Genomic DNA, 20,654 nt, shown 5'->3' on the forward strand with positions numbered 1-20,654 from the left:
CAACCCGTCGCGAAGAGTCAGAAACACCTCAGACCGGAGCGCGCTCGCCGCGCCGCGGAACCGCCGCCGACAGCGCCGAAGTCAGCCCGACGCGGTCCGCGAAACCGCCCAAAGCGAACAGCCCCGCGCCCCACGCCACCCGATCTCCGCCGCCTGCCAGACGCGCATTTGCCACACTGCTAAGTTTCACCTCGGAGATGCCTCTCTGAATTGCACACTGCGTGTGTCGACAACACGCATCGTCGCAGATCAGAGAGGCTTTTCCGCGGACTCACACACCCAAACCCGCCCGACTCATGAACAATCAGGGTTAGTGCCGCGCCTGACGGCTGAGGACACACTGAGCCGTCTGGTCGAGCAGTTTGCGGACTTACTGCCCCTTCCCGCCACGGGCACGGTGGAATGGGCAGACGAGGACACAGATGATGGCGATGAGACCCAACGCTTCTTGCGATTCTCGAACCGCGACCGCACGTCCTCGGTCGTGCTCACCCGAACGTCCCTGTCGATCGAAACCACCTCGTACAGCGAGTGGCCAGAGTTTCGGTCCTTGGTCATGCATGCAATCGATGTTGTTGCCAGCGATGCGCGAGTGGCGGGTGTCGAGCGCGTCGGCCTCCGCTACATCGATGAGATCCGCGTTCCCGAACCCATCACCGATGCGTCTCAGTGGAGCGACTGGGTCGCAGCCGACGTCCTCAGCCACTTGAAGATGGTGCCCGATATGTCACCAGACGGCTTCACTACCGCGGCCGTGCTCCACAACGGCAACCACCACATGCTCGTCCGGTATGCCGCGATGGTCGGTTCGGGAGTCGTCGGGGACAAGCCACTGCGCCGACGAACGCAGCCGCCCGAGGGACCTTTTTTTGTCATTGATGTTGACTCGTATCGCGACACCAGCGGTTCCGAAATGATCGACTTCGACACTGAACCTGTCGCTACGGTGCTCGACGAGTTGCACGAGCCGATAGGGAAGCTGTTCCAGCGCTCGATCACCGATCGTGCGCGGGAATTGTTCAGGGAGGAGCCATGACGCTCATCACCGATCAGACCTCAGCGAGATCTCGGCAGCTTGGCTCAGGGTTCATGCCCGGGATCGGCACGGCTTCTGCAGCGGAGGCTATTGCCGACCTGAATGAGGCCTACTGGGTGTGTACGCGTTGGACAAATGTGAGTTCAAGACGGATCCTCAGCTCTCGTGAGGCACCCATCCGGCGTGCACCGCCGTTGTCCGCTCTGGGCCTTCTGACCAACACGAAGGCACAGCACGGCAGCGAGGCGCTGCTCGCAGAGTTGGCGATCGATCGTGGTCTCGGCTGGACGGACATCGCCCGACTGTGCCGGGTCTCGATCTCGGCTGTACGCAAGTGGCGTTCTGGTGGTGCGCTTGCACCTGAACGTTTGAGGTCCTTGAGCAAGCTCGCCGCTTTTCTCGAACTTCTTGAGGAAGTCGGACCTGTCGGTGAAGCTGTCGGTTGGCTGATGATGCCTCTCGTTGAGCAACACACCGTCACTGCCGCCGATCTCTTTCGCGCTGGCCTTGGCGAAGACATCCTCGAGCACGTGCAGGGACATCTGAGTGTCGAAGAGCTGCTGGACCGCTGGAGTTCCAGCTGGCGGACTGAGACACGCTCGGATTGGATGGTCGTTGATCGCCCAGACGGCGAGCGAGTGATCACCCGACGAAGCTGATGTTGGAGCCTCAGACCCGGTTCAACGCCCAGTCCGTGATTCGCCAAGAGATCAAGCGTCGGCGAGCCGGATTGAACAAACCATAGGTCGCAGGCCACCACGTCATGTGTTGGCACTGGGGAATGTCAGGAACGCTCTTCAAGCGATGCCACGAACGCCCCTGACGTCTCGTAGCGCGTGAACCTGTCTGCTTCCAGATCACCGTCGGGATCTGGGGTGGACTCGGATGTGCTGACGGGTGCCGCGACCGTCTTCTTATGCTTCGCGGCAGCTGTACCTGACTGCGGTGCCATGGGCCAACCGTACTTGACCCCCTCCGCGGCGAACAATCGAGTTCTGAGGCTCGGCCGGCGATGGTTCTGGGTTCGTGGGCGGAAGTAGCATTGCCGGAAACCCGCGAGCAGGACTTCTCGTCCAACCATTCGACGGCCTTGGTCTGCGGTCGTACCGGGAGCCGCGCCGAACAGGAGGCTCGGAACTGTGACCCAACCCTCTTCAGGACTTCGCCGTCGCTCGCTCGCAGCGGTCGCCGCCGCGCTGCTGTGCGCCACGGTGCTGGCGGTCGTCGCCGCTGCCCCAGCCCATGCCGCCAATACGGCGAGCGAGGTGCTCGTCGACACCGACGACGACGGCGAAGGCGACGCCCGAGAATTCGGCGGCCGCGACCGCTACGACACCGCGTTGCGCCTCGCCACGAACTTCGCCACCGGCAAGGGCGGCAGCGGTCAGGTGCCGGTGGCCTTCGTCGCCTCGGGTGTCACGTTGGTGGATGCTGTGTCGGTGTCTGGCCTGGCCGGCTTCCGGGACGCACCGGTGCTGCTGACACCTGGCGACACCCTGCACAGCGAAGTGGCTTCCTTTATCGAGGACTATGGCGTCGGCACCATTCACGTTCTTGGCGGCCGAGGTGCCGTTGCTGATTCGGTGCTCGAAGACATGGCAGCGCTGTCCAACGAGCCCACGGTCGGCCGCATCCAGGGGGCTGACCGGTTCGCCACCGCCGCAGCGATCGCATCGGCCCTCGACGAGATCCCGTCGTGGTGCGGCAGCGACGCCGCCAGCGCAATCCTTGTCAACGGCGGCGACGTGTCACTGGCCTACGCCATGATGGTCGGCCCGGTCGCCTACCGCCTTCAGCTGCCGGTGCTGATGACCCAGGCCAATGCCTTGCCCACGGCCACAGCAGGCTTCATCGACACCGAGGACATCGAACACGTGGTGATCGTGGGCGGCACCGAAGCAGTGTCCGCCGATGTCCAGCAGGCGCTGACCGACGCCGGCGTCGACACGGTTGGCCGCGTCGCCGGCGACGGCGCAGCGGGAACCTCCGTGGCGCTCGCCGAGTTGGCGCACGACGACTGCGCCGACGACCTGGAACCCGTCTCCGGCGACACCGTGGCTCTGGTCCACAGCGACGCGCTGCCCGACGGCGTTGCGGCCGCCCCAGTGCTGGCCGCCACATTCGACGACGGCGCACTGGTGCCGATGCTGCTCGTGGGCGACACGCTGCCCGCATCGGTGAGCGAGTACCTGGCCGAAACACCCCAAGAAGACAGCGACGGCACGAAAGTCAACCTCAACATCGTGGCCATCGGCGGCACCGGCGCGGTGAGCGCGAGCGTGGTCGAGGCGGCGGTCGCTGCCGCCGCCGCTGCCCCGGATCTGACCGTGCAGATCGGCGCAACCACGGACCGCAACAACGACGGCGTCGTCGACGCGAACGACGTGCCCGAACCCGGCGACCGCGCCGTGATCCTCTACTTCAGCGACGACATCAACCCCGAGGGCACCTCGCTGACGCAGATCATCCGCGACATCATCGAACTGAACGGCGCTCCTGCACTCCTTGCCGCTTCCAACGCTGTGACGCACACAGGTGTCGACGACGTCTGCAATCCCGATCAGGTCAGGGTGAGCTTCGCGAGCGAACTGAAGACGGGCGACGTCGTCTCGGTGGCGGCCGGTGCTCAGCTCGGTGCCGGCACCGATGCAAGACGGCTCGGTACGGCATCTGTGACCGTGCCCCGAGCTCCGGTGATCCGGATCCGACCGACAGTTGACGTCTTTATGATCGCTGGTCGGTTCGTCGCCGAAGTGACCGTGTCCGACGGCGGCCCGGTGAACGAAGAGAGCGTCGTCTTGCGTAGCTCGAGCAGCACCAACACGGTGTCCGTGGAACCAGGGACCGGCAACTTGATCTTCAGCGAAGAGCTCGAGAGGGGCGACCGCGTCACGATTCGCAGCGGAGCGGTCGAAGATGTCGACGGCAACCGGAACGCGCAGCGTTCCTTCGTCGCCATTGCGGCGCACAAGAACCCACGAATCACGACGGTGCTCATGAGCAACCCCAAGTACCCGAGCCACGCCGCAGCCACGGTGCCGAGGACGATCGGGGGCTCGCGCAACACCATCGACATCGTGGCCAAGGCCAGCGGTGCCGCAGCCGGCGCTGCGGGCAATGACTGGTCGTTCGTGTTCGACGTGGCCAGCACGTGGACGGCAACGGGGGCTTCGGACATCGAGGTGCGGGTCGTCGAGCGCGACTCGACCGTGTTCGTGCGATTCAACAATGGCAAAGCCACCAACGGAGACCTCAAAGCCGCAATGGAAGCCAACCTCGACGCCGACGCAATGTTCGAGATGAAGCTGCCCCGCGATGCCGCAGGGGGCTGCGAGACGGCCCTGAGCACCGAGTTGGCGCTCGGCACCAACGACCGGCAGATCACGGCATCTCTGGTGGGCGGGGTGACCGAGGTGGCCATCGAGGCACGCTTCAACGGGTACCTGGAGAGCGTCGACGACGACGGCCTGCTGGAGGACATCCTGGCCGACACCGTCGAGCGCAGCGGCGCCGTCAGCGACCTCGTCGTTCGGGCTGCGCTTGACCTGGACGCGCCGGAGCCGTTCGTAGGGCCGGGGATGGTGGTGCGCTACGAGGCGCGCACGACCGACGCGGCCATGCTCCCGCAGGTGCGTGACCTGGTGACCACGGTCGCCGGCCGAGACGCTGTCTTTGACGATCCGGACACGAACGCCGACGAGACTGCCGACCCGGTGCCGGCCATCGCCACCGGCTACGCCCAGCCCGAGGACGACGAGGAGAAGAACGGCCGCTCGCAAGTCCGCATCGCCCGCAGCAGCAACGTCAAGCCCCCCGGGTAGCCCCGCCAAGGACGGCTTCCGTGCTAGGAGCAGGCGATGGTAGGGTAAACAGCCATTAGATCCCCAGGCAGTCAGCTATTGCTGAGTTGCCTGTATGAAACCCCCGGGGGGCGGTAGTTGCCGCTCCCCGTATTTCGTTTCACTGTCAGGCATTGGGCACACTGCTGCTCGCAGTGGCGGTTCTCTTGGTGCCCGGTCATCAAATCTTGGGAGCCACGATGCGACTCGGAACTCGTCTCTTCGTCGACTACTGGAACTTTCAGATCAATTGGAACGAACGCACGAATAGGGCGCAGTGCGACTGGACGGCGCTGCCACGCGTCCTGGTGGAAGAGGCCGCTAGGCGCCTCGAAGCTGCTGGTGGTTCCGATTCCCTAGCGCTCGACGAGACCCTTGTGTACGCAAGCGTTAAGTCGGGCGAGAGCGACGCAAGACTCAGCCAGTGGCTCACGAACTTCCTTGATCGCCAACCGAGCTTCCGGGTAAAGGTGCGTGAGCGTCGGATCCGAACAGGCGGTATCTGGTGCAATTCTTGCAAGACTCAAACCGGTGAGTGTCCGCAGTGCGGTACTCCGTTCAAGCGAGCTCCAGAGAAGGGAGTCGACGCCGCGATCGCTACGGATCTTCTCTCGTTGGCATGGGAAGGTGTGCTTCAGGTCGCAGTACTCGTCTCCGGCGACTCGGATTTCGTGCCTGCTGTTGAGCGAATCCAAGAGAAGGGACTCAAGGTTGTGAACGCAACATGGCGCAACCATGGGCACGAACTCGCGCAAGCCTGCTGGGCATCCTTCCAGGTGGATTCCCTGGTCGATCGCTTGATCCGCAACTAGTCAGCTGCTCGATGCCGAGTTCGCAGTCAGCCGAATCAGTGGTCGGTGCCCAACACTTCGATCTGGTGATCGCTGGCTGCAGCCGCAAGCCTGGTGCCGAATGTGGCGAGCGCACGCGCACTTCCTCAGCAGACAGTCGGCGATGAACTGCCGCTGCTCGCAGGCGTTGGATTCGCAAGGATGTTCTGGGTGCGCTATGTCCTCGCCGGTCTTGTCGCGGAGGTTGCGATCCTGCTGACGTTGGGCGTTCTGCTGTTCATGCCGTTCTGGGACCGCCGAAACCAGAACATCTGGGACAAGCTCTCGAGCACATACGTCCTGGTCGACCTGGCCGGCGCCTGGCACACCAAGCCTGACCTGACTCGTTAGCCGGCGGCAACCCCGCGCTCCTGCTCGGTGCGGCCTTCATCGCTGCTTGTTCGCCGTGGGTCGTCGTTCGACCGGTCAGGGCTGTGTCGTCGACCGTGGCAGACCGTGAGCGGCTTCGAGGCGGGCGAGGCGATCAGTGTGCTCGAGGAGTGTGGAATTGACCTCACGGAAGCCGGCCTGCATCTCGGCGCGCACGCTGGCGAATTCGGTGTGCATTTCGTTGCGAAGGCTGCCGATCTCGGCGCGTAGGCCGCCGATCTCGGTGTGCATTTCGTTGCGAAGGCTGCCGATCTCGGCGCGTAGGCCGTCGATCTCGGTGTGCATTTCGTTGCGAAGGCTGCCGATCTCGGCGCGTAGGCCGTCGATCTCGGTGTGCATTTCGTTGCGAAGGCTGCCGATCTCGGCTCGCATTTCGGTACGAAGGCTGTTGATGCTGTCCCCGAGTGCGTGGAGCTGCCATACCAGCAGCCCTCCGAACACTGACAGCAACGCTGTCAACAGCCCGCCGAGCACGCTGATGATCACATTGGGTGACACTGGCCTGCGCCCTCGGCCTTCCGATCGTGGCCAGTCAGGCTGCATCGCCACACTTGCCTGACCGCCGGTGGGCGAAGCCGACGCGTCCGCGTCTGAGACGCTGGGCTCGGGAGCGGATGCGCCCTGAGACTCGGCCGGTGAACTCATAACGGCAGTCGTTTCGACTGGTGCGGACATCAGACCTCGCTGGGCACCGCGGCGCAACAAAGCGCACGTTTCGGTTCAGATCAACCGCCGCATCAGCCGGGCAGCGAGGCAAACACATCGTAGCCGAGCGCACCCTGTACCCATGTCCTAATTTGTGAAATCGCATTCGCCAGGCTCATGTATGCCGAGAGCGGATCAGGGGCGGCGGCATCGACTTCGACTCCGGCGCCTGGCTGAAGGCGGTCTCGCGGGGTTTCGCGTCTCGTGACGCGATGCAGGGCCGTGGTGCGGTCCGGCCTAGCCTCAGCACGCAGTGGCGTATCCGCGTGGTTGAGCGGCAACCGGCACTGCAAGTGGTCCCGTGGAGAGCGAGAGCGGTGTGATGGCAGCGGTCCGATGGACTCGCCTGCGGCGGTCGGCGGCACTCAGCATTCTCTGCGCCGCGACGCTGGGATCCATCCTGCTCACACCAGGACCGTCGGGTGCACAGAGCGCTGAGGTCGCGCAGGTACGGGTAGAGGCTGCGAGCGACTACGAGCTTGCGGCGGCCCTTGCCGGCGGCACGTGCGACTCGTCGGGCGGCTCGTACAGCGTGGCCCTGGCGTCGGGTGAGAACTGGCCTGACGCGCTGGCAGGGACTGCGCTTGACCGGCCGCTGCTGCTCACCAAGCAGGCGTTCCTGCCAGCGGCCACTCGGGAGTACCTCGAGCCGTGCGCCAGTAATCCCAACGCCAAAGTCATCATCTTGGGCGGCCCTGCCGCCGTGTCCGAAGGGGTGGCCGAGTCGCTGCGTGCCTTGGGCTACCGGGTGGATCGGATTGTCGGCGCGGACCGCTACGACACCGCCCGGCGTGCTGCTCGGGCCTTCGCCCCGATGTCGCTCAGCACCGTCTATCTGGCCTCGGGCGTCAACTTCGCAGACGCTGTGGCGATTGCTCCGAGCGTGTCGGCGAGCAGCCCGCTCATCCTCACCACACCCAACGCATTGCATGCCGAGGCGCAGCGGTTCCTGTCCGACCCGAACCGGAATATCGCGTCAGTCACGATCCTGGGCGGCACCGCGGCTGTCTCGGCCGGCGTCGAATCACAAGTGCAGGGCCTCGGAATTGCAACCCAACGCGTGGCCGGCGCAACCCGCTACGACACGGCGGCGATGATCGCTCGGCTGTCGTTCAGCACGCCTGGGTGCCATCCGGTGACCGACGTCGCCGTGGCCAACGGCAAGTCGCCCTACGGGGGGCTTGCAGCCTCAGCCGTACGTGGCAGATGCCAGCCGCTGCTGCTTGCGCCTCCAGCTAGCACCCCGGTGCCGGAATCGCTTGCGGCGTTCGGACGGGACTGGCTGCTCGCGGTGGGCACTTCAGCCCGATTGACCGTGACCGCTATCGGTTCGGCGTCGTCGGTCAGCGATGGCGCGCTCGCCACCGTGGCGACTGGTCGCGTGACCGAGTCGAGCGATTCGACCGGGTCGACCGGGACTGGTTCGGCAGGCAGCACACAGGCTTGGGAGCAGGTGGCCGCCTCGGTGGTGCTGGTGCAGTGTCTCGACAGCTCCGACCAGCCGACCAAATCGGGCTCGGGGTTCGCCGTGGGGGACGGCCGCCAGATCGTCACCAACCATCACGTGGTGTTCGACGATCGGAACCGAGCGTGCACCGGTATCAGGGCCTGGGTCGGCGGCACATTCGAGCAGGCGCCACCCCGCTACGTGACCGTGACGCTTGAGCGCGCCGTGCAGACGCGCGACCTGGCCCTGCTGGCGCTGGGGCCGGACGCAGAGGCGTTGCCGGCGGTCGCAATCGCAACGGAACCGCTACAAGCCGGAGAGTTCATCACTGCATTGGGGTACCCGGTAATCGGGGGTGAGACGATGACGCTCACCACCGGGCGCTATTCGGGAATCACACAGCAGAGGGGCGTGACCTGGATCAAGACCGACACGCAGATCGCCCCCGGCAACAGCGGAGGACCAGCGTTCAACGATCAGCGCCAGCTCGTCGGCGTGGCAACAGCGCTGGCCCTGGCCCAAACAAACGACGGGTCGAACATCATCGGCACCCTCGGCTTGTTGGCTCCCGTAGTCGACGTGGCTGCCCTGCTGGCCGGTGACATCGGCGACGACCCAGGCGACGACCCAGGCGACGACCCCGTCGCTGACGAAGGCGGTTGGAGCCACGGAATCGGGAGCAACTCCGGCAACCCCTACATCATCCTGGAGACGACTGCGGAACGGCACTCCCTCGCGTCTCCATGGGACGACCTGGTACCCGTCCTGGTCGTATGGTGCCACGACGAGGTACGAGTGGATTTTTGGAACCCGCTGTTCGACGAGTTCCGTGGGCCGTACATTTCGGGTCAGATCAACTTCTCGAACCGGGAACTGCACGGCCGGGTGCCCGTGGGCTACCGCATTGGCGGCAAGAACGCGCCGTTCGCGTATGCCTTGTGGTGGCCGACGAACGACAACCGGGCCATCGTCTCCGGCAGCGAGGGGTATGAGTTCGTCAGCGATCTACTGAACGGATCAGGCGAGCTTGTCTTCGGTTATACGAACTTCGACGGGGAAGTACAGGCGATCGTGTTCCCAGAGATCGACGGGTTCGTTGCCGCATACGACAAATTGCAGCAGAGCTGCGACGCCCGGTAGGGCAGCGTGCAACGCGTTCACTCTGGCCGGGACGGGCTCATGACACCGCCGCGCCAGACTGTCGTCTCGTGATGATGCTTCCTCGCCGAAGGTTTCGCTGGGTGACGGCGCTGGCTGCCGGCCTGATGCTGGCGTCGTTGCTGGCGCTGCCTCCCGCAAGCGGTCAGACCGATGTCGCCGAGGCGACAGACGGGCCCGTGGCGCCGAGCCAGTGGCCCAGCTCGTTCTTGGCAGCGCCCCAGATCGAAGCGTGGCCGAATGCGATGCGCATTTTCGGCCCCGATCGCTTCCAGACGGCCCTGGCCGTGTCGCTCACGATGCGCGGCCGCGGCGGGTTCCCCTTCGATTCCGCCGATGCCACCTCCGGCGACGGCCGCAGCCTGGCGGCAGCCGACGGCTGGTGGGGCCTGGGCGTGTGCCCGCGGGCCGTGATCGTGGTGGCCTCGGACTCGCCCGCCGATGCACTCACCGCCGCCGCATTGTCCGATTCCACGGGCGGATCCAGTGAGCCGTACCTGCGCCGGGTCGCCGCCAGCGACCCGCTCTTCGACCCCATCGGGGGCTTCAACCGGGTGGACACCTTTGCCGCGCCGATCCTGCTGACCGGTTCGGCCCGCTCAGGCGCCACGACGCTGAACCATGCGACCCGGCTGGCCGTCCAGGATCTGCGCCGGGGAGGCTGCAATGCAGCCCGCCAAGCGATAATCGTCGGCGGGCCGGCGGCGGTGCCGGCCGCTGTCGAGACCGAGCTGGTGTCGATCGGCTACAGCGAGGTGTTCCGGGTGAGCGGCGTAACCCGCTACGGCACCGCAGCCGCGGTGGCGACGTCGCTCGGCACCGCGCCGATACCCGCGGGCGTCGACGGCTGTGCCGACCCCTCGGCAGCCGATGGCCATGCCGTCATGACCTTCTACGCGAACTCGGTGGTCGAATGGCGGCCGAGAGCCCGAGACTGCGAGCTGCTGGGACGCACGGTGGTGCTCACCGGTGGGGTGGATGCGCTGGCGGCGGGCTGGTGGACGAGCTTCTGGCAAGTGCCGGTGCTGCTGCATGACGGCAGCGACACGCTGCCCGACGAGACGGCCGTGGCGCTCAGCCTGCTCGACGTCGAGAACCTGATCGTGCTCGGCGGCACGTCGCAGATCCCTGAATCGGTGGCCAACTTGGCCGCGCAGATCGCCAGGGCCGAGCAGCTGCGGGTGTCGGGCTCGGATCGCTACGCCACCAGCGTCGCAATGGCCCAGCACTTCGGTGGGTGGTGGCCCACCCTTGTGGGGGAATACTTCGCTCGCTCGTCCGTGTGTCTGGTGGCTTCAAGCGGGAGCGGTGCTGGCGCACGAGGCTGGCCCGATGCGCTGGGAGCAAGCGCCTGGTGCGGTGCTGCGTCGGCACCCTCGCCCGAACAGACGCCGTACGTGGTCGAGCGTTTCGTAGGCCCGGTGACGGCGCTCGAGCCGGGATCGGTGGAGGCGGCGCGGGCGTCCTCGCGTGGGCTCAGCGATACGGTCTCGCCACGGCCGAAGCGTTCGGCAGTGCCGATCCTGCTGGTGCCCGTAGGCGCGGACGAGCTGCCCGAGCCTGTGTACGAGCTGCTGCTGCGGGCATTCGCCCAGCGCCGGCGATGCGTCGACGCCGTGGGCGGCCTCGGCCGCAACGGGGCGGCCGATCCCGAACAGTACGGCGCAGCGCTGAACTCTGGAGCCTGTTTCGATCCCGGCTTCGTGGTGGCGTTCGGAGGGCCATCGGTGATCAGCCCCAGCCTGCTTGCCCAGGCATCCTCGCTGGTCAGCGGCCGCTTAGCGCCTTCGACCGAGCCGCCCCTGCCGGTGCTGGTGGGCTCCCAGGTCGCCGACCGTGACGATCCCAGCCGCATCGAGAAGGCGTCTCGGGCCAGGCGCGGGGTGGGGGCGTTTGCGACCGGACTCTCATTCGACGGCACCGTGTACTACCGGGCTGACGAGACCGGCAACATCGGCGGGCACAGTTCGGCGGGCAGTGCGTCGAGCTCGGCTTCGGCAGCGGTGCCCACGGGCCGGCACCTGCTGTGCCTGCCCCGGGCGACCTACGAGGAGGCCCGCTGGCTGGTGGTGGAGACGGCACAGGGTCGAGCGCCCACGATGGTCGGCGACCTGCCTGCGCTCGGCTGGTACCGCCTCGACAACGACGGCGTGCCCCGCACAGAGGGCGACGGGGCACCCGGATGCCTGGCGGTGGAGCTGCCCCGCAACGATCCGGTGATGGTGCGTGCGGTGGGGCCGTACGGGCGGTCGTCGCTGCCGGTGGCGCTGGTGGCCGACGAATACCGGCGGTTCCGGCTCACCGACGTGATCGAAGGGGCCGAACCGCTGCATGTGGGCCTGCCGGGCGATGTGGATCCGTCACTGGGCGGAACAACCCGGTGGTCGTTTCGTGCAACCAACATGAACGTGGATGCGCACCTGCCGCCCCGGCGCGAGGATGTGACCGATGCGTTCCTGTCGGTCGAGATCACCCGGGGCATCGGCGAGGAAGCCCCCGATGAGTTCACTGCACTGTGGTCGGTGGAAACGGCATTGGGCACCGTGACTGGCGTGGCCGACGGCGAGGCCCTGTTCGTAGTCGGCACCTGGGAGCTGCGCGGGGTGAGCACGCTGCGCTCAGGGACCTGGCTGCGCGACGAGTTCGGGCCCGAGCCCGAGGCGTCACCGGAGGTCGCCGCAGGCGTGCTGGTGGCCGGAACCGCCGACGGGGGCTACGGCGCAGGGGGCTTCATGGCGTCGATCAACACCCACAATCCCACCAACGACGACGACACGGTCGCCTGGCGTGTCGACGCCTTCATCAACGCCGCCCCGTAACGGCCATCCTCACTCGGTCGCGGCGGGTTGCGGCCCCTGAACGCGAGGGCGCGGTACCGTGGCCGAGAGGCTGCGGGGCGCCATGCCGCCGCAACCCTCTGCGGGCAGTTCCGCTGAGGTCCGCAGCACTGCAACGATCATGTTCGCTCACGACGCCCCAACACCTCACCGCGCGATGAGGGCTGCACGTGCGTTCGTCGCGCTGATTGTGGCTGCCGGCGTGCTCGCCGTTGCGCACAGCCCTGCTCAAGGGGCTGCGACCTACGCAGAATCGCGGCGCCTCGAGGGCCTGACGCGGTTCGAGACGGCCATCGACATTGCGGAGGCGTACATCGACGACGTCGAGACCCTCGCGGAGGGCTCCAGCGTAGACACGGTCATCCTGACATCGGGTGCCGACGAACACTTCGCCTATGCTGTGCCGGTTCCCGTGCTGTCGAGGCTGCACCATGCACCGCTGCTGCTGACCCGGCCGAATCGACTTCCCCATTCGGTCGCGACATTCCTCGAGGACAACGACATCGCCACGGTGATCATCGTGGGCGGCGAGTCGGTGGTGAACAGCTCGGTGGAGGAATCGTTAAGTCTGCTCGGCGACATCGAGGTTTCCCGCATCGGCGGCGCGGATCCCTACAGCACCGCAGCCGCCCTCGCCGAACAGGTCGGCGAGAGCGCAACGCCGGGGGAGTTCTCGGTGGACGGACGCACGGCGTTGCTGGCCACCGGCGAGAACTTCGCTGATGCGCTCGCAGCCGGACCGCTCGCGTACCGGGGCAATCACCCCATCCTGCTCACGCGCAGCGCTGAGCTGCCGGAGGCCACCGAGCTGTATTTCGAGGCCAGCGGCATCGAGCACGTGGTGATCCTGGGAGGCGCGGCGGCCGTCAGCACCGGCGTGGAACAGGCCATCATCGAATTGGGCATCGAGATCACGCGCTGGGGCGGCGCGGATCGGTTCGGCACCGCAGTGAGGATTGCGGAGGCACTGCTGGGGGTCGACACGCCGGCGGAGTGCTTCGACGGCGCCGAGCTGGGTCTGGCGTACGGGCGTCGCTCGCCCGATGCGATCGTAAGCGGGCCGCTGCTCGGAGAGCTGTGCGCACCGTTGCTGCTCACCGAGTTCGACGAGCTGCCCTCCAGCGTGGCAGACCTGCTCAGATCGGACGACTACGTCACCGGAGACATCAACGGCGATGTCCGTCTCAACGTGTTCGGCGGCGTGGGAGCAGTGGCCGACCAAGCGGTGACCGAGGCGGTCGAGGCCGTACAGCTGCCCGAGCTACGTGCCAACGTGAGCGGGATGGAAGGCGGCTGCCACTTCACCGTCGAGTTCAGCGAACCGGTCCTGACCTCCGATGCTGCGAACTTCTCGAATTACTCCACCGGCCAGGGTCGGTTCGGCAGCGTGGACGCCGGCTCGGGGTTCACCACCGCACGCGCCACCGTGACCTTCTCGGGGGCAATTGTCAGCCCGGGCGGCGCGGTGCCTGCCGATTGTTTCGCTCCGCTGCAGGAGCGGGAACGGATCGGTGTCGCCAGCCGTGCGATTCGCTCGGCTGCCGGCGATCGCACGGTCGCGCAAGGCAGTTACTCGATCTTGTCGGACAACAGCCGCCCGACGTTCAAGATCAGTGCCCCGCAGGGTGCCAGCATGGTTTGGGTCCACAGCAGCGAGCCGCTGTCGGCGTCCGACATCGAGATCCTGTTCGAGCGCAACCGGGTCCCTGAGGTCACCTACCCGGCTGCCGTCGAATCCGGGGTCGCCATGTTCGCGGTCGAAGTTCCCCAGGAGCTCGACGCAGAGCTACGCGCCGGAGACCGGGTGTCGATCGCCAGCCGGGCCGCCACGGATCTGGCCGGCAACGAGAGCCGCGCGACTCGCCGAACGGTGGAGCACGACGAAACCTCGCCGCAGGTGGCACGCATAACGGTGACCGAGTTCGTGGCCACGCGACAGGCAGCGGTGACGCTGAGTGCGGTCGACGCCGGCGGGCGGACGGCCGATGCCATCCTGATCTCGGCGAATGTCGGCACCTCAGTCGACGGCGCTGCGGGCAACCAGTGGCAGATCGACGTCAATGTGCGTGACGCGCATCCCCGGAGCTGGTCGCCGTCGCAGCTCAGCGCAGTGCGTGTGTCCGAGTCGAGCCGCCGGATCCTGGTGGTGGTGCTGGCTGACGCCGTCGCTGACGATCTGGTCGCCGACCTCAACGGCGACCGGGCGTTCAGCTCCCGGTTCAGTGCGCTGACATACAGCGGCGAGGGTTCAGCCAGACCGGCGGACACCCGCGGCCGGGTGTCATTCGAAGGCGGCGCCAGCATCGTCGACCTGGGGGTGCTGTGGACCGAGCCGGTGCACGGCTGCGGCCCGACCCGGCGTGCTGTCACCCCACGCAGCATCGAGATCGACGTCGACGGCGACGGCGAGGCCGATTTCTCGCTCGACGGTCACGCCTTCAGCGACAGCGACGTGATGATCGTGCCCGACGATGAGCATCCGGCCTCGCTCGGTGAGGAGGGGGCCGTCTGCGACGAGACGCCCGGCGTCCCTTCGGGCACGCTCGTCGCCCGCATCGAGTCATCCAGCGTCGACAACCTGCCCAACACCGAGTCACAGGCCACGGTCCGGCTGGGCGCCGCTACCGATTTCGCCAACAATGACAACGCCACCCAGACGGGTGTGAAGTTCCGCCGCCCCTAGGCGCCCAGGCCTCCTGCATCAAGTCCCTCGCCCCAGACGGCCGGTGTGGTTGAGTGGGCGTGCGCTGACGAGACGGTGTCGCTGGAGGCCCGAGAGTGGATAGAACTTTGCCTGATGTACCCGCGGCAGGATTACGCCGTGCGGGCACGGCACGCCTGCGCGCGGCTCGGCGCCGCAGCCGCAGGTGGGCGTCCGCATTGCTGTGCGCCTTGGTGCTTGCCGGCACTGCCCCTCACTTGCCGGTGGGCGCCGCAGCGACCGACGCTTCGTTCTCCCGGCTGGCGGGCCTGACCCGTTACGAGACTGGAGTCGCCATCGCCGGGGTGTACGTCAGCGAGCGCGCTGACGCAGGTGCACGGCCGAATACCGTCATCGTGACCTCGGGAGCCGACGAGCACTTCGGCTATGCGCTGACGGCACCGCCGCTGTCGAGGCAGCACGGCGCACCCCTGCTGCTCACCCGGCCCGAGGAATTGCCCGAGGCGGTGGCAACGTTCTTGAGTTCGAACAGCTTCGGGCAAGCGATCATCCTCGGTGACACCGAGGTGGTCTCCGACGACGTGGCTTCCGATCTGCGAGCGCTCGGCCTCACCGTCAGCCGCGTTGCCGGCGACGATGTCTACCGCACGGCAACGGCCGTGGCGGCGCTCGTCGGCTCGCCGGCAGGTACGCCTGGCAGATACCGCAACCTGGGGCGCACCTCGCTGATCGCAACCGGCGAGGTCTTCGCCGACGCCCTCGCAGCGGGGCCGCTGGCGTACCAAGGCCGCCATCCGGTGCTGCTCACGCCGAATCTCGACCTGCATCCCGACGTGAAGCAGTTCCTGATCGACAGCAAGACCGAGCACGTCGTCATCCTCGGCGGTCCCAAAGCGGTCAGCCCCTGGGTGGAGTACGACATCGGCGATCTCGGTATCACCGTCAGCCGGCTGTATGGCCCAGACCGGTTCGCCACGGCGACCCGGATTGCTGAAGAGCTGCTGGGCCCCGATTCGTCCCAACGGTGTTTCAATGGATTCGAGTTCGGGATCGCGTATGGCTGGCGGGCAGCCGATGCCCTCGTCAGCAGTCCGCTGCTCGGCGAACGTTGCGCAGCCCTGCTGCTCACCGAGCGGAACTCCGTGCCCGAGACGGTCGCTGGCCTGCTGGCCTCGGACGAGTTCGCTCCCGGCGACAGCGACGGGAACCTGCACCTCACCGTGTTCGGCGGTTCCAATGCTGTGACGTCGTTCACTGCCTTGCTGGCCGTCGCGGCCGGCACGCTCCCGAAGATCTCGGCTGACATCGCTGGCGTGGAGGGCCGCTGTTTCCTCGAGGTGAGCTTTGATGAGCCGGTGCGCACCTCTCACGCCGAGAACCCGACCAACTACCGCCGTTCACACGTGGCGTTTGGACCCTCTGATGTCGAGGTGGATGCGGGTTCGGGCACCACCACCACGGCGGCGACGATCGTGTTCACGGGCGCGCAGCAGTATCCGAATTCGGTGGAACCCGTCGGTTGTGAGCGTCCACTGGTGGCCGAAGAGGAGATTGAGATTCGCGCCGACCTCATCGGCGAGAAAGACGGCCGCCGCGTGGTTCGGCGGATGGTCGCAAACGTCGATGCAGACCGGACTCCACCGACGATTTCGCTTGTCGCCAATGACAATGCTCCCGCGGTGCTCGTCACGGCCAGCGAGGCAGTGAGGCTGCGTTCGGGAGTTGCCGAGCTGAAGCGGGAAGGACCCGGCGGGGAGACTGTGACGGTCATCCTGCAGGTGACCGAGGGCGCGACAAGCTTCGAAGTGCCAGTGCCCGCATCATTTGGCGGCGTGCTGCGTGCGGGCGATCGCCTGACCATCGAGGCTGGCGCAGTAGAGGACCTGGCGGGGAACTCGGCCAACCGCGCTTCCATCAGAGCGGTCGGCGACAACACCCCGCCCGAGGTAGCCACGGTGACGGTCTCACGACCCCGCGGGCGTGCCGTGGCGGCGATCTCGGTCGATGTGCTGCGAGACGGCAGCGTCGTGAGCGACGCCCTCACCGTGACGGCGAGGTCGTTCGGAGCGGCTTCGGGAGCGACCGGCAACAACTGGACCCTGGAGATCGTGTCGGAACCGCGCTGGCTCCCGACACGCATTGCAGTGGTCACCATCACTCGTACCAACAACGGCGGGCGCCTGCGCGTGCAAGCCGCCGAGCGTCGCACGGTGGAGGCCATCGTGGCCGATCTCAATCGAAACCCGAGCTTCAGAGCCTGGTTCACCGCTGAGCTCGCCGACGGGGTCGAATCCACCGACACCGAACCGCTCACGTTGAACGGCAACTTCGACCCGGCGCGATTGAGCGGCGGCTTGAGCAGTGTCGATATCACCGTGGTCTGGTCCGAGCCGGTGCTCGACTGCGATGCCGGCGAGGGGCTCGTCGTGCCCGGCCGATTGGAGATCGACGCAGACAACGATGCCGTCGCCGACTACGCCCTCGACGGACGCGGTGCTGCCGCCGCTGGTGTGACGTTCGAGGCTGCGCCCGGCGGAAATCCGGCGATCATCGCTGGCGGAGCGAACTGCGACACAGCCGCCGGCGTGCGGGACGGCACGCTCGTGGCCCGCGTCCAATCAAACGATCTCACAGCGTTGCCGGGGCTGAACTCTGAACTGCTCGCGGGCGACGGAGCCGCCATCGACCTCAACGGCAATTACTCGCTCGAACACCGCTTCGACCGCTTCACGCGGCCGTGACGCCCGGCGGTGATGATCAGTGACCACAACGTTTGTCACACAGTTACGATCATTGGCGAATCTTGGCGACGTTCATCGTTTTCACCTTATAATGAGTAACTTGCAGTAGTCCGCTGTCGATTGCGACCGGTCGACCTCGTATGAGGAATGGGGGACGGTGGAGAATCGCAGTCGGCCGTTCATCGGCTTCGCTGCCGTCGTCATGACGTGGTGCCTGTTGACGCTCCCGCTGGCGTTCGTCACTTCCGCGCCTGCACAGGCGGCGAATACTGCTGCGGAACTGCTGGTCGACCCAGCCGATCGCACCGCGTCGGCAACTGAAAACGGCGTGAGGGAGTTCGCCGGCGCCAACCGGTACCAGACCGCACTGCGCCTCGCCGAGCGCTATGCCCGCGAACGAGGCGGCTTGGACTCGGTGCCTACCGTCATCCTGGCATCAGGTGATGCGCCGATCGACGGCGCAGTTGCTGCTGGCCTTGCCGCCCGGAACACGGCCCCCATATTGCTGACACCGCCGACGCAGCTGCACCGCGGAGTTGCCAACTACATCGAAGACCATCAGGTGTCAGCGGTGATCGTGCTCGGCGGGCCCGCGTCGGTGTCCGAGGTGGTGCTCGATGCAGTGGCGGTGTTGGAGCCCGAGCCAACCGTTCGACGCATTGCTGGCGAGGATCGATTCGCCACGGCCGCGGCTATCGCCGCTGAACTCGATGCCATCACCAACTGGTGTGGCACCAACGACACGGTGGCGCTTCTCGCCAACGCCAGCGACGAGCGCCTCGGCGAGATCGTCGCCACCGGACCGTTGGTCTATGCGCTCGAATTGCCGGTGCTGCTCACCGAGCGCGCATCCGTGCCGGCCGCCACCACCCAAGCCCTTGAGAGCTTGCGCATTGACCGGGTCGTGATTGTGGGCAACACCACCGTCGTGTCCGAAGACGTGATCGGCCAACTCGTTGCCGCCGGCGTGGATGCCACCGAACGGATCTCGGCAAACTCCCCTGAGACCATGTCGGCTGCAGTCGCCAGGCTGATGACCAAGACGTGCGACCCCGAGCTTGATCCTGCTACGTACCTTGTGGCGCTGGCCGGCACCGGCTCAGCGATCGATGCCGTAGCTGCTGCACCGCTGCTGGGCCTCGGGCTCAACGGATCGGGTCCGGTTCCGCTTCTGTTCGTCGGCAGCCGTCTGAACTCGTCGATCTCGAGCTTCCTGCGCACCACCAAGACAACGGTCGACAAGCTCAAGACGCACGTCGAAGTCGTTGCAATCGGGGGCACGTCGGCGATCAGCGACGCGTCGGTGCGACTGGCGATCCGAGCAGCGACCACGTCTCGAACGCTCACCGGGCGGATCTCGGCCGTCGCGGAAGAGAACTCGTTTCACATCACCTTCACCGAAGCGATTCGCATCGAAGGTGGGCATTTCGAGGGCCGGATGCGCGATCTGCTGTATGTCAACGACATACCAGCGCTCATCGTCGAACAGAAATTGACGAGCTCTCGTCCCGCCGATGCGTGCGACGCGGTGTCATCGCTGACTGTCAGGTTGCCCCACCCGCTGCAAGCGGGCGATGTCATCGAAATGCAATCCACCGATGACTGGTTTGCGGTCAACGAAGATCGGCGCCCGTTGCAAGGCACGAGATACACGGTGCCGACGCCGCGAGTCAGAGCCCCCATGCTGGACATGGAGATCATCGCGTTAGCGGGGCGTAGCGAACTCCGCTTCGCTCTCGAATACGACCCGGCTGAGTCTGACGGCACCGACATTTCGTTGGACCCGAGTCGTATTCGCATCTTGACGAGCCGCGACATCGACGTCGATGTCGGGGAGCCAGAGTTTGTCGGCGCCGAGCGTCTGCTCGGACTCGCCTTTCATAAGCTGCCGCTCACCGCGCCCAACGGGTACGCCGGAGACAGCAGCTCCGAGCCCATTGCTCCCGGCGCGGCGTACGAGTTGGCCTTCAACGACGTCGTGGACTTGCGCGGCGGCGCAGTGAGCGGGCCTGACAGTCTGCGCAGCGGCCGTCTCCGGGCACGGGTGAAGGCGCCCGCCGCAGCGTTCGGCATTGCCGAAGTGCGCATCGGGCCGGCAAATCCCGGCGTCGACGACAGTGCCACCACCACGACGCCCGACGCGATTGCCGAGGTCAGCGAACGCGCCCAGGTCACTTTGGACGACTCGGTACACATCGTCGGCAAGTGGACCGGTAGCGCTGGGGGCGCCGCTGGCAATGGCTGGCTGCTCGACAGCGCCCGGGCCTCGGCACGACTCGGCGAGACTGCGAGCGCTGTCTCGCGCACCAGTCATCCGGCGATACGAGTGTGGATCGACACTCCTGGCCGCGTCATTCTGCTGCGGTTCATCGACTCTGAAGACGGCGAGCCGCCCGAGTTGACGTACGGGGATTTCGTGCGAGCGCTGAGCAGCAACAGCGCGTTCACCCGTCACTTCCTGGCCGAGTTGGTCAACGGGTGCATTGACGAGAGTGTGCCCGTGTCGCTCGATGACGACAGTGACTTCCTTGGCATGCCGACCTTGGGAGGCGGCGTGAGCTCGGTCAGTTTCCTGGTGGAATTCACCGACTACGTCAGCGAATTCATCATCGACACCGAGCCTGACGTCGTCTCTGTCACCGATGTCGGTGATGCCGACGGGGTGGTCGAGGTGATCGACGACATCCTCGGCGCTCTCATTGAGGATTATGGCGAAGTTGCAGACGACCCGCCCCCGACGCCTGACCGCGTCGAGACCACGAAAAGGCTGCCGAACGACCAGGTGGTGTTCCGCTTCACGACTGCTGATCCGGACCACACGATCGGGCAGCTCGTCAGTTTCCGGCGCGCAACGATCGAGATCGCCGCAGGCATCGCTCGCGGCCAGACGCCCGACGACCCCGCCACTGAAGACGTCGACGAGAGCCTGAACCCAGTCGGGAAGCTGCGGGGCATCTCGAGCCGCGACGCGTTGCTGCGCAACAGCCTCCCCGCTCCCGCCCCCTAGTC

General features: G+C 66.3%; 13 protein-coding genes. 10 read left to right on the forward strand and 3 right to left on the reverse strand.

Annotation, left to right across the window (positions count from 1 at the left end; all coding sequences use genetic code 11):
- Positions 1-28: 28 nt before the first annotated feature.
- Positions 29-175, reverse strand: coding sequence for a hypothetical protein (locus ACOCMM_RS02050; RefSeq protein WP_419551539.1), 147 nt, complete (start codon positions 173-175; stop codon positions 29-31).
- A 138-nt stretch (positions 176-313) separates the two neighbouring features.
- On the opposite strand from ACOCMM_RS02050, the gene ACOCMM_RS02055 reads away from it, so the two are divergent.
- Together ACOCMM_RS02055 and ACOCMM_RS02060 are read left to right on the forward strand one after the other, a co-directional pair.
- On the forward strand, positions 314-1,036 hold the full coding sequence (locus ACOCMM_RS02055; protein WP_419551540.1) for a TIGR04255 family protein: 723 nt from the start codon (positions 314-316) through the stop codon (positions 1,034-1,036).
- Positions 1,033-1,695, forward strand: a complete 663-nt coding sequence (locus tag ACOCMM_RS02060) for a hypothetical protein (protein ID WP_419551541.1) — start codon at positions 1,033-1,035, stop codon at positions 1,693-1,695. The genes ACOCMM_RS02055 and ACOCMM_RS02060 overlap by 4 nt, the downstream gene beginning before the upstream one ends.
- A 125-nt stretch (positions 1,696-1,820) precedes the next feature.
- On the opposite strand, the gene ACOCMM_RS02065 is transcribed toward ACOCMM_RS02060, so the two are convergent.
- On the reverse strand, positions 1,821-1,988 hold the full coding sequence (locus ACOCMM_RS02065) for a hypothetical protein (RefSeq protein WP_419551542.1): 168 nt from the start codon (positions 1,986-1,988) through the stop codon (positions 1,821-1,823).
- A gap of 187 nt (positions 1,989-2,175) precedes the next feature.
- Between ACOCMM_RS02065 and ACOCMM_RS02070 the strand changes: the two genes are divergently transcribed.
- From ACOCMM_RS02070 to ACOCMM_RS02080, 3 genes are all read left to right on the forward strand, one after another.
- The gene (locus tag ACOCMM_RS02070) at positions 2,176-4,857 is read left to right on the forward strand and encodes a cell wall-binding repeat-containing protein (RefSeq protein WP_419551543.1); all 2,682 of its coding nucleotides are present in this window, start codon (positions 2,176-2,178) and stop codon (positions 4,855-4,857) included.
- Between the two features lie 218 nt (positions 4,858-5,075).
- Complete coding sequence (locus ACOCMM_RS02075) at positions 5,076-5,687, forward strand: NYN domain-containing protein (RefSeq protein WP_419551544.1); 612 nt, start codon at positions 5,076-5,078, stop codon at positions 5,685-5,687.
- 102 nt (positions 5,688-5,789) lie between these two features.
- Complete coding sequence (locus ACOCMM_RS02080; RefSeq protein WP_419551545.1) at positions 5,790-6,056, forward strand: hypothetical protein; 267 nt, start codon at positions 5,790-5,792, stop codon at positions 6,054-6,056.
- 75 nt (positions 6,057-6,131) lie between these two features.
- Here the strand turns inward: ACOCMM_RS02080 and ACOCMM_RS02085 are convergent, their stop codons facing one another.
- Positions 6,132-6,593, reverse strand: coding sequence for a hypothetical protein (locus tag ACOCMM_RS02085; protein ID WP_419551546.1), 462 nt, complete (start codon positions 6,591-6,593; stop codon positions 6,132-6,134).
- A 529-nt stretch (positions 6,594-7,122) separates the two neighbouring features.
- Between ACOCMM_RS02085 and ACOCMM_RS02090 the strand changes: the two genes are divergently transcribed.
- The 5 genes from ACOCMM_RS02090 to ACOCMM_RS02110 all read left to right on the forward strand — a co-directional run bounded on the left by ACOCMM_RS02090 (position 7,123) and on the right by ACOCMM_RS02110 (position 20,652).
- The gene (locus tag ACOCMM_RS02090) at positions 7,123-9,387 is read left to right on the forward strand and encodes a cell wall-binding repeat-containing protein (protein ID WP_419551547.1); all 2,265 of its coding nucleotides are present in this window, start codon (positions 7,123-7,125) and stop codon (positions 9,385-9,387) included.
- 71 nt (positions 9,388-9,458) lie between these two features.
- Positions 9,459-12,224 carry a cell wall-binding repeat-containing protein gene (locus tag ACOCMM_RS02095; RefSeq protein ID WP_419554803.1) on the forward strand — a complete coding sequence of 922 codons (2,766 nt, stop codon included), beginning with the start codon at positions 9,459-9,461 and terminating at the stop codon, positions 12,222-12,224.
- Positions 12,225-12,282: 58 nt separating this feature from the next.
- Complete coding sequence (locus ACOCMM_RS02100; RefSeq protein ID WP_419551548.1) at positions 12,283-14,925, forward strand: cell wall-binding repeat-containing protein; 2,643 nt, start codon at positions 12,283-12,285, stop codon at positions 14,923-14,925.
- Positions 14,926-15,032: 107 nt separating this feature from the next.
- Positions 15,033-17,645 carry a cell wall-binding repeat-containing protein gene (locus ACOCMM_RS02105; RefSeq protein WP_419551549.1) on the forward strand — a complete coding sequence of 871 codons (2,613 nt, stop codon included), beginning with the start codon at positions 15,033-15,035 and terminating at the stop codon, positions 17,643-17,645.
- A 157-nt stretch (positions 17,646-17,802) separates the two neighbouring features.
- Positions 17,803-20,652, forward strand: a complete 2,850-nt coding sequence (locus ACOCMM_RS02110; RefSeq protein WP_419551550.1) for a cell wall-binding repeat-containing protein — start codon at positions 17,803-17,805, stop codon at positions 20,650-20,652.
- The last annotated feature ends 2 nt before the right edge of the window (positions 20,653-20,654 follow it).

Origin of the sequence: Candidatus Poriferisodalis sp., assembly GCF_965198245.1 — a bacterium.
GTDB lineage: Bacteria > Actinomycetota > Acidimicrobiia > Acidimicrobiales > Poriferisodalaceae > Poriferisodalis.